Here is an 8,884-nt window from a genome sequence, read left to right as displayed (position 1 = left end):
TCGGTCCGAACGTCTGGCCGGTGGACCCGGGCTCCGCCATCATCCTCCCTATGTCTGGGTATAGAGCATCCCTATGCTAGTTTCTTCCCACCCCGGCCGGACCCAGACCTGGAGGGCTCTTGGGACGACGGCTGTCTGACGTCCGGGAGATACTCCGCGGCTCCCTGTGGTTCGTCCCGGCCATCTGCGTCGCCTCGTCGATACTGCTCGCGCACGTCCTCACCTCGGTAGACCGCCGGGTCGACGCGAGCCGCCTCCCCGGGCTGGTCTTCGGAGGAGGGCCCGACGCAGCCCGGGACGTCCTGTCGACGGTGGCGGCGGCGATGATGCAGTTCACCGCCGTCGTCTTCACGATCACCATCGTGGTCCTGCAGCTGGCCTCGACCCAGTTCTCGCCGCGGGTCCTGCGCCAGTTCCTTCGCGACCGAACGAGCAAGTTCGCGCTGGCCGCCTTCGTCTCGACCTTCACCTTCTCGTTGGTCGTCCTGCGGTCTGTGCGCTCGGAGGACGAGGGCGGGCAGGGGTTCGTCCCCGAGATCGCCGTGACGGTTTCGCTGTTCCTGGTGCTCGTGTCCGTCGCGTTCTTCATCCACTTCATCAACAACATCTCCCAATCGATCCGGGTTGTGAAACTGATAGAAGGCGTCGCCGCCGAGACCCGGAAGCTCATCGAGAAGCTCTACCCGGTCGACGAGCCGGGAAGCAGCGCCCCCAGCGGCACGGAGCCACCCGGTGAGCGGCGGCACCTGGTGCAGGCCCCGCGCCCCGGGGTGGTCTCTTCGATCGGCATGGACAGGCTGATCCAGCACGCGCAGGAACACGACTGCTGCCTCGTGATGAGGCATGGCATGGGGGATTTCGTCTGCGAGGGCGAAGACCTCGTCGAGGTCTACGGAGGCGACGACCGGATAGACCTGGAAGATGTGAGCGGGGCCATCGGCCTGCATCCGGAGAGGACGATGCAACAGGACCCCGCCTTCGGCTTCCGGCAGCTCGTGGACATCGCCGAGCGGGCTCTCTCGCCCGGTGTCAACGACCCTACGACGGCGGTCCAGGCGCTCGACCAGATGCACGACCTCCTCCGCAGGCTGGTCGGCCGGCCCTTCCCCACCGGACGGTGCTGCGACGAAGAAGGGAAGCTCCGGCTCGTGATCCCCGTCCCGACCTGGGAGGAGTACGTCGCGCTGGCGATAGACGAGATCAGGCTCTATGCGCGTAACTCGATCCAGGTCCTGCGCCGGCTGACGGGGATGGTCGAGGACCTGCTCAACGTCGCACCGCCCGACCGGGCGCCCGTCCTCGAGGAGCAGCTCAAGCTGATCCGACGGGCCGCGCACAGGGAGCTCGACGACGAGAGGGACCGCCGGTTCGTCGAGATAGGGAAGACCTAACCGGGATCGGGCCCGAGCCTGATCTGCGGGAACGGGATGGTGATGTTCTCGCGGTCGAACGCCTGCTTCACAGCGATGGCCACCCGATCGCGGACCTGCCACCTCACCATCCGCTGAGGCGCATGCCAGAAGTGGACGGCCAGCTGGATGCTGGAGTCGGCGTACGAGTCGACGAAGACCATCGGGGGCGGCGCCTCGAGGACACCCTCCACGCCGCGCACCGCTTCCTGCACCACCCGTTTCACCTGTGGGAGGTCCGAGTCGAAAGCGACGCCCACGGTCAGGGTGGTCCGCAGGGCGCCCAGCGCCGTGAAGTTCACGATCGGGTTGTTGAGGACCGTCCCGTTGGGGATGACGACCCGCTCCCCGTCGAACGTCTTTATGAGGGTCGCTCGCAGGTTGACGTCCTCCACCGTGCCCTCGAACTCGTTAGTGGCTATCTGGTCTCCCCGCCGGAACGGGCGTCTCGCCTCCAGGAACACGCCCGAGATGAAGTTCTCGAGGGTCGACTGCATCGCTATGGCCAGCGCGAGCCCGCCGAGGCCGATGGCACCTAGCAGGGGTGCTATCTGGACGCGCAGGGAGACCAGCGCGTAGATGAACCCCCCCAACGCGATGACGTAGGCGACGACCCGGCCCACGACCCGTCCGGAGCGCTGGGCGTGTCCCTTCTCGATCCACCGCGAGATGAGCCGGTGAGCCAGCTTGGCCAGGATCACACCGGCGAGGAAGATGGCCCCCGCCGTCGCCCAGTCCCACGCGGTGAGGCCCTGAGGCAGGGCCTCCGCGATGTCCTCCTGTAGGGCGAGCGGCGTCAGCACGACATCCACCTCCAGAACCGAACTGGCCCGAGGACCTGACGGTCCCCGGGCCATGGTGGTGTTGGATCAGCCAGTGCTAAACGACGCCGCGGTCGATCTCGCGATCGCGAACGACCTCGCGTCGGCCCCCGAACGGAGCGTAGCTGCTCCAGAACAGGAGAGAGAACAGAAGACCGATAGCGCCGACGATCATCAGGATGATCCCGATCGTGTTGAGGTTCACTCCCTCGGTGGCGATGTTCACGCCCCACGCCAGGATCGCACCAACGGCCAGCAAGAAGACACTCACTCCGATACCCATGCTGTCGGTCACCTCCTCGTACCGGGGGCCCCACGCAGGGCCTCCTCTCGTGTCCCCGCGTCGCTCGACCACACGCTCCCTCACGACCTGGGGAGGGGGCGTGGAGCGACGCGGACCAGACGCCTCGCGGCGATACCTGTACTCGGTCATCGCGTCCTCCCGGTCAGCTCCTCGAGCCCTACTGCATCACCGGGAGTGGTATCCCCGGCCTCGAGACCAGCTAAACCGCGAGGTCAGAGCCGTTCGGGCGGAGAGCCGCGGCGCAGGGCCGGGCTGGACCCCTTCCAGACCGGGTCGTAGCCCGCTGCCCGCAGCATGGCCGCGACCTCTTCCGGGGAGCGGCGGTCGGATACCGAGAACTGCTCCTCCGCCGCCCCGGGCTCCTCGTACCCCCCCGGCTCGGTCCGGGACCCGGCCGACAGGTGAGTGACCCCGAGTCGGACGAGACCGTCGCGCAGGCGGACGGGCTCCCGCGTCGAGAGCACGATGCCCGCGTCGGGCAGAACGAGCCGCAGGGCGCTCGTCGCCTGGGCGAACTCCGCGTCCGTCATCACTTGCGGCGGCGTCTGGAACCCAGCCGCCGGCTCGAGCCGTGGGAGCGCCACCGTCACCTCGGTCCTCCACCACCGCCGCATGAGGTACCGAGCGTGGGCGGCCAGGGCGAGCACCTCCCATCTCCAGTCCGGGTTGAGCCCCACGAGGGCGCCCAGACCCACCCTGCGCATCCCGGCCTCGGCCGCCCGATCGGCGGCGCCGATCCGCCAGGGGTAGAAGCGCTTGTTGCCCTTCAGGTGGAAGTCGCCGTACCGCCGGGGGTCGTAGCACTCCTGGTAGAGCACGAGGCCTTCGCAGCCCGCCTCGACGAAGCGACGGTAGGTCGCGACGTCCCACGCCTGCACCTCCAGCGAGACGGTGGGCACCTCCGCCGCCGCCGTCTGTACGCAGGACGTGATGTAGTCGGCGGACACGTGCTTCGGATGCTCGCCTGCGACGAGCAGGACGTGACGGAAGCCGAGGTGCGACAGGTAGCGGACCTCGCCCCGCAGCTGCCGCTCGTCCAACGTCCTGCGGACGATGTCGCGGTTGTGCACCTGGAAGCCGCAGTACGTGCACTCGGACACGCACTCGTTCGAGAGGTACGCGGGCGCGAACATGTGCATGGTTCGTCCGAACCGCTTCACCGTGAGCTCGTGAGCCGCCCGCGCCACCATCTCTAGGACCGCGGTCCCCGCCGGGGACAGCAGGGCCGCCAGGTCGCGCAGGTCCCGGCGAGAGGCGGCCACCGCGCGGGCGACGTCCGCCCCGGTCGCACCGTCCGCGGACCAGGCGGCGAGGCGGTCGATCTCGTCCAGGTCGAGCTCGAAGTCGGGCTCGTAGCCGACGATGCGCTGCCGTTCCGCCTTGCGCTGCAGCTGGAGGAGGTCGCTCACCCGTCCCCCAGGAAGCCCGTCAGCGGGGAGGACGCCCTCGCCTCGCCGGCGGACGGGAGCCCGGCCAGGTACCCGAGCCGGCCGGCGTCGACGGCCAGCCGGAAGGCATCCGCGATCCTCACCGGGTCCCGGGCGGTGGCCATGGCCGTGTTCACGAGCACCGCGTCGCACCCGATCTCCATCGCCTCGGCCGCGTGCGAGGGCGCACCCAGCCCGGCGTCCACCACGACCGGTACGTTCGCCTGGTCCACCACGATCTCCACCGCGTCCCGGGAGCGCAGTCCCTTGTTCGACCCGATCCAGGACCCGAGAGGCATCACGGTCGCGCACCCGACCTCTTCGAGACGGCGGGCGAGAACCGGGTCGGCCCCGATGTACGGGAGCACGACGAAACCCTCCGCGACGAGGACCTCCGCGGCCCGGAGGGTCTCGACCGGGTCGGGCAGCAGCCACCGGGGATCCGGCGTGACCTCGAGCTTGATCCAGGTCCGCCCATGCTCGTCGCGGATCTCGGCCGCTCTGGCGAGACGAGCCAGCCGGACCGCCTCCTCGGCCGTCTCGGCTCCCGACGTGTTCGGCATGACGAGCATGCGGTCGCGGTCCAGGTGGTCGAGGATGTCTTGTCCCTGGGGCGCGTCGAGGTCCACGCGCCGCAGGGCGACCGTGACGAGTTCACACCCGGCCGCCTCGAGGGCCGCGGCCATCACGGGTCCGGACGCGAACTTCCCGGTGCCGCCGATCAGCCGCGACGTGAACGTCCGGCCGGCGACGACGAGGGGGTCGGTCCCAACGTGGGTCTCGGTGCGCATCTGGCTCCCTTCGCCGGCATGACCCGGATCAGGTTCGAGGGGTCGCCTCTCGGCCTCTCAGCCCCCCGTGGGGCTCCCCCGCCTACGCGTCCATCCTATCGCGGGCGCGAAGTCTCCTCCCCCACGAAGCTGACCTCGAGCGACCGCACCCCCGGGAGCCGCAGGAGCGTCGCGCGCAGGCTCGCCTCTATCTGGGGCCGCCTCGTCTCCCACGGCGTCGTCACGGACACAGAGACCCGCCCCCTCTCCTGTCGCACCTCGCGCAGCCGCGCCTCGCCGCCCATCAGGACCATCGACCCCGTCTTGACCCTGGGGCCCGCGAGCACCTCGAGAGCAGCGAGGCGGACCGCGTCGTGCGATGCCGGCACCCGGCGCGTCTCGGAGCTCCCCGGTCTCTGAGCGCCCCCACCCGCAGGCGGGTATCGGAAGTGAACCTCCAGCCCGATCGCTTCCTCCAGAGGGGCGGCCGGGCCGCGGTCCCACCGGTCCAGCGCGAGCCGGTCGTGCTCCCGGACGAAGGTCAGGGTGTCGTCGCTGTACGTGGCGGCCTGACCTTCGCCCCTGTAGGTCCGGGCGCGGACCCGGTACGCGCCGGGCTCACGGGAGACCTCGAGTTGCACGACGCGGTCGATCGGGGGCGCATCCAACGAGGTCAGGTCTCCGGCCGTCCGCAGCTCCGACGCCATCCGGTCACTCAGCTTGGCTCGTGCCTGACCGATGAACACGGGCTGCTCCGGGCCGCGCTTCTCGTGCAAGCCCCTGAGGTTCTCCAACGCGGCCATCCAGTCCCTCAGGACGAAGGTGTCCTGCATCTCGAGGATCGGGTCGTGTCCGAGCTCTCGCAGAGCCTGCGCGGTGCCTCGGTCCTCCAGCGAGATGGGTAACGCCGTCCAGTTGAGGCGTGGCTCCCCCTGCTCCCACACGAGCAGGTACCCCACGCCTTCCTCCCGCGGCAGCGCGTGGTCGAGCGCGAAGCCGAACGGTCCCCCTGTGGACCCTCCCGATCCGCGCCCGAGCACCGCTCCGTCGGGTCCCCGGAGCTCCGCGTGCAGCCCTATCGCGGTTTCCGTGAAGCCGCGCACCTTGAGGGGGGACGTGAACGACGCGTGCCACGGCTGTGGCAGCTCCAGCGTGTACCGGCCGTTGTCCATCCCGTAGACGAACCAGACCGGAACCCCGGCGTCGGGCAGGGTCTGTAGGCCGACCTCGTGGACGACGCCCCTCTGCCCCGCGACCACCGGCCTCAGATCGACGCGCGCGAAGTGCCAGTCCCGGTCCTCGTCCAGGCTGTCGTTCGTCCCGAGCACCTCGACTTCGTCCGCTTCCAGGACCTCCCGCGCGAATGCTCGCGCGACCTCTACCGGGTCACTCCTCCACCTCTCCTGGCCGCGCTCCACGCGCCGCTGCATCTCGAGGGCCGCTGGATCACCGGTGTGGACGGGCCAGAACCCGAGCGTGGGTCTGGTCTGAGGAGCGATCCTCCGCTCCCCCACGACATCCTGGACGACGGTGCTGCCGACGAGCCCAGCGGTGACGTAGCCCAGGACGGCGACGACGACGACCGAGGCCGCGACGACGAGGCGCCGCGTCCGTGGGCGCGCGACCGCGCGGGCGGAGATCCTCTCCCACGCGTCGGGAGAGATCCGTGCCTGCTCCGCGCCCCGCTCCAGCTCCGCGCGGATCCGCTCGTCAAGCGTCATCCTGTTCACCTCCGAGCAGCGTTGCCAGCCGCTTGAGCGCCTTGTGCGTCTGGCTCTTGACCGTCCCCACCGAGATCCCGAGAGCGGCCGCCGTCTCCGCCTCCGTCATGTCCTCGTAGTAGCGGAGCACGACGCACGCCCTCTGACGGACCGGGAGCGCGCGCAGTGCCCTCAACGCGTCCAGTCTTGGAGCGGCATCGGGTTCGCTCACGCCGGAACGCCGCTGCTCCGACGCCACCCGCCGCTCCAGGACCAGGCGCCGGATCTTCGAGCGGGCGAGGTTCACCACCGTGCGCCGCAGGAAGGCCGCCGCTGCCTCTGGATCACGTACGGCTCCCCACCGCCGCCACACCCTGACGAAGGCCTCCTGGGCCAGCTCCTCGGCGGCGTGCCTGTCCTGGACGATGAGGAAAGCCACGCGCACCACCCTTCCGTACTCCTCGTTGAAGAGCCGCACGAGGGCCGCATCGCGATCCTGCGAACCCAACGAGGGCGCTTGCTCCGCCTCCGACACCATGTCGGACATTGGACGCGCCGCACCCCCCGGAAGGTTGCCCCTACCGGGCGAGCTGGAGGTCGAGGAACCTCCCGACCGCCTCCCGGACCTCGTCCAGCGCGTCGGCCTGCATCATGTGGCCCGCCTGCACCTCCACGTAAGTCGCACCCGGGATGCGGTCGGCGATCCGTCTCCCGTTCCCCGGCGGTATCAGCAGGTCGTGGCACCCGTGGACGACGAGCGTCGGCGCGGAGATGGTGGGGAGCTCGTCCCAGACGTCGTGGGACACGGCCGCCATGAACTGGCCCAGGTAGCCCTGAGGGGTGGTCGGGATCTTGAGCCGGTTCCCGATGTCCTCCTCTATCCGGTCCGGGTGCTCCGTGCGAGTGCGTTCGGAGTAGAGGAACCAGGCGTTCGCCCGGTAGGCGTTGGCGGGGTCGTCGGCCCGGGAAACCAGGGAGGACAGGACCTCCTCCGAGGCGCGCTCCGCGTTCGGACCGCCGGGGCTCGTGCAGAGGAGCACGAGCGAACGGACCCGCTCGCGATGGCGCACCGCGAACCTCTGTGCCACCATCCCGCCCAGCGAGGCACCGACGACGTGGGCGCTGTCGACGCCGGCCGCGTCGAGGACGGCCGCCACGTCGTCGGCCATCTGCTCGATCGTGTATCCGCCCTCGGGGACGTCCGACCGGCCGACACCGCGGTTGTCGAGCGCGACGACCTGCCATCGTCCCTGGTCGACCAGCCAGGGGATCGTACGCGCCCACCCGTAGATGTTGGAGCCGAGCCCCATGATGAGGACGATCGGCTCCCCGTCGCCGTGCACCTCGTAGTAGATGCGGGCTCCGTCGGTCGCGACGGCGTGCGGCACGTCAGCCTCCGATGGCGACCATGGGACGATCCGGCTGGACGAACCCCCGGGAGCCGATCTGGTGCCCGGGGCCCTTCGTCCAGACCGCGGCACGGAAGAAGTCGGCGAGCTCATCGTCGCTCGCGCCGGAACGCAGCAGCCCGCGGAGGTCGAACGGGTCAAGCGCGAACAGACACGTGCGCAGCTGCCCGTCCGCGGTGATGCGTATCCGATCGCACGTGGAGCAGAACGGCTCGGTCACGGATCCGATCACGCCGAACTCGCCGCGTCCGTCCTCGAACGCGTATCGCTGCGCCGGCTCCCGCTCGTCGACACCAACCGCGCGGAACGGGTGGCGGGCGCCGATCACGTCCAGGATCTCTCGCTTGGAGAAGACCGCATCCTTGCGCCAGGCGTGATCGCCGTCGAGCGGCATGAACTCGATGAACCTCACCTGGTACCCCCCTGCGCGGCCCCAGTCGACCAGGTCGACCACCTCGTCGTCGTTGCAGCCGCGGATCGCCACGACGTTCACCTTGATCGGGTCGAGCCCCGCCTTCCCCGCCGCCTCGATGCCTTCGAGGACCTCGGGCAGGGCGTCGCGCCGCGTCATCTCGGCGAACCGGTCGCGCCGCAGGGAGTCGAGCGAGACGTTCACCCGCCTCAACCCAGCCGCGGCCAGGGCGTCGGCCTGGTCACGCAGGAAGAACCCGTTCGTGGTCAGGGAGAGGTCCAGGTCTGGGTCGATCCCACGAAGCATCCCGACGAGCCGGTGCAGCTCGCGCCGCATCAGAGGCTCGCCTCCCGTGAGCCGGACGGTGTGGATGCCGAAGCCGTGCAGCACCCCCACGAGTCGGGCGATCTCCTCGAACGTGAGGATGTCCGGCTTCGGGAGCCACTCGGAGTAGTCCTCGGGCATGCAGTAGGTGCAGCGGAAATTGCACCGGTCGGTCACGGAGATCCGTACGTCGCCGACCGTGCGCCCGAACATGTCGACGAGTGGCTGCATGACGTCATCCTATCCGGGGACGCCCCATCCCCCGCCCCCGGGCGTCTCCACGCGCAGACGGCTCCCGCGGCTGAGGC

General features: G+C 69.8%; 9 protein-coding genes and 1 riboswitch. Of the genes, 1 reads left to right on the top strand and 8 read right to left on the bottom strand.

Translation table 11 applies throughout. The features are described from left to right. Positions 1-119: 119 nt before the first annotated feature. Positions 120-1,391, top strand: a complete 1,272-nt coding sequence (locus VM840_13720; protein HVL82642.1) for a DUF2254 domain-containing protein — start codon at positions 120-122, stop codon at positions 1,389-1,391. On the opposite strand, the gene VM840_13715 is transcribed toward VM840_13720, so the two are convergent. The 8 genes from VM840_13715 to moaA form a co-directional block, all read right to left on the bottom strand. Further along, positions 1,388-2,212, bottom strand: coding sequence for a mechanosensitive ion channel family protein (locus VM840_13715; GenBank protein HVL82641.1), 825 nt, complete (start codon positions 2,210-2,212; stop codon positions 1,388-1,390). The two genes, VM840_13720 and VM840_13715, sit on opposite strands and share 4 nt — an antisense overlap. A 76-nt stretch (positions 2,213-2,288) precedes the next feature. After that, positions 2,289-2,525: a DUF6458 family protein gene (locus tag VM840_13710; protein HVL82640.1), complete on the bottom strand. Its 237-nt coding sequence runs from the start codon at positions 2,523-2,525 to the stop codon at positions 2,289-2,291. 221 nt (positions 2,526-2,746) lie between these two features. Continuing rightward, a complete protein-coding gene (thiH, locus tag VM840_13705) occupies positions 2,747-3,943 on the bottom strand; it encodes a 2-iminoacetate synthase ThiH (protein HVL82639.1) in 1,197 nt (398 codons plus the stop codon). Continuing rightward, positions 3,940-4,752 carry a thiazole synthase gene (locus VM840_13700; protein ID HVL82638.1) on the bottom strand — a complete coding sequence of 271 codons (813 nt, stop codon included), beginning with the start codon at positions 4,750-4,752 and terminating at the stop codon, positions 3,940-3,942. Before VM840_13700 ends, thiH begins: the two co-directional genes overlap by 4 nt. Beyond that, positions 4,741-4,842: riboswitch (TPP riboswitch) on the bottom strand. It overlaps the preceding gene by 12 nt. Before the next feature lie 5 nt (positions 4,843-4,847). Further along, on the bottom strand, positions 4,848-6,452 hold the full coding sequence (locus VM840_13695; GenBank protein HVL82637.1) for a hypothetical protein: 1,605 nt from the start codon (positions 6,450-6,452) through the stop codon (positions 4,848-4,850). Continuing rightward, the gene (locus VM840_13690) at positions 6,442-6,939 is read right to left on the bottom strand and encodes a SigE family RNA polymerase sigma factor (protein HVL82636.1); all 498 of its coding nucleotides are present in this window, start codon (positions 6,937-6,939) and stop codon (positions 6,442-6,444) included. The genes VM840_13695 and VM840_13690 overlap by 11 nt, the downstream gene beginning before the upstream one ends. Positions 6,940-7,009: 70 nt before the next feature. Next, positions 7,010-7,819, bottom strand: coding sequence for an alpha/beta fold hydrolase (locus tag VM840_13685; protein ID HVL82635.1), 810 nt, complete (start codon positions 7,817-7,819; stop codon positions 7,010-7,012). Between the two features lies 1 nt (position 7,820). Beyond that, the gene (gene moaA, locus VM840_13680) at positions 7,821-8,807 is read right to left on the bottom strand and encodes a GTP 3',8-cyclase MoaA (GenBank protein HVL82634.1); all 987 of its coding nucleotides are present in this window, start codon (positions 8,805-8,807) and stop codon (positions 7,821-7,823) included. Positions 8,808-8,884: the final 77 nt, after the last annotated feature.

Source organism: Actinomycetota bacterium (genome assembly GCA_035540895.1).
Taxonomy (GTDB): domain Bacteria; phylum Actinomycetota; class JAICYB01; order JAICYB01; family JAICYB01; genus DATLFR01.
The sequence above is the reverse complement of the archived record's forward strand: the minus strand, read 5'-3'. Positions and strand labels throughout refer to the sequence as shown.

What these genes read in the sequence shown, in the direction of transcription:
- VM840_13700 (HVL82638.1), bottom strand. Translation starts at nt 4,752, where the DNA reads ATGCGCACCGAGACCCACGTTGGGACCGACCCCCTCGTCGTCGCCGGC.
- moaA (HVL82634.1), bottom strand. Translation starts at nt 8,807, where the DNA reads ATGCAGCCACTCGTCGACATGTTCGGGCGCACGGTCGGCGACGTACGG.
- VM840_13695 (HVL82637.1), bottom strand. Translation starts at nt 6,452, where the DNA reads ATGACGCTTGACGAGCGGATCCGCGCGGAGCTGGAGCGGGGCGCGGAG.